Origin of the sequence: Acetobacter sp. DsW_063 (genome assembly GCF_002153745.1) — a bacterium.
Lineage (GTDB): Bacteria > Pseudomonadota > Alphaproteobacteria > Acetobacterales > Acetobacteraceae > Acetobacter.
This window is the reverse complement of the sequence record NZ_JOPL01000082.1, coordinates 1-695: the sequence shown is the minus strand read 5'-3', so window position 1 is coordinate 695 and position 695 is coordinate 1. Positions and strand designations below refer to the sequence as shown.

Below are 695 nucleotides of genomic sequence, written 5' to 3'. Positions count from 1 at the left end.
CAGGACGGAACCGTCACGATCGAGCGCGCGATCACCACAAACCAGACCGACGACAACGGGACGGCGGATAATCGCTGGCTGAACATCATGGTTCCGAAAACCGTGACGGCCGTGCGCTACGATTTCAACACCTATATCGAGCAGACCTATCCGCGCGCGAAGCTGGCTCCCGACAATTCGTTACTGGCGAATTCTTCGTCGGCCAACGTCGCGACGCCGAAGGTGCTGACCAATTCGTGGAACGGCCGCTCGGCGCTCTACGAGGGAACGCAAGGCTGGCTGGAGAACACTGCGACTCTTGGAAAGCAGGCGTTCTTTCAGATCAACGCGAGCGACCGCAACCGTGCTGACGGGTTTCTTCCGATCCAGGTGATCGGCGCACTGATCGTCGTCGCGACATCGATCCAGCTGGAGAGTTAAGACATGGCCGATTCTCTTGGCATCCTGACGATCTGGTGGCTGGGCACGAGATATGACTGCCAGAAAGGCAGCTCGTTGCGCCTGCCCGCCATGAAGAATGTGACGCAGGTCGCGGGTTATACTGCGCATAAATCAAAAGAGTTTCAGGCAGGCGAAGCGAAGGCGACGCCGCTACTTCTGCAGGGGCAGAGCCTTGCGGCGTTCAATCCGGGTGATTCCGGAGAGCTGCAGATATTGGCCGACACAGGCCAAAGCTGGACTTTCCCGGACGCCTA

1 protein-coding gene and 1 pseudogene are annotated in these 695 nt (G+C 58.7%); both read left to right on the top strand.

Annotated elements, in window-relative coordinates:
* Positions 1 to 420 (top strand): annotated as a pseudogene (locus tag HK28_RS14035) (phage tail protein); the annotation flags it as partial.
* A gap of 3 nt (positions 421 to 423) precedes the next feature.
* Positions 424 to 695: phage tail tube protein (locus tag HK28_RS10875; RefSeq protein WP_086644599.1), on the top strand; the 272-nt coding region annotated here is incomplete at its 3' end.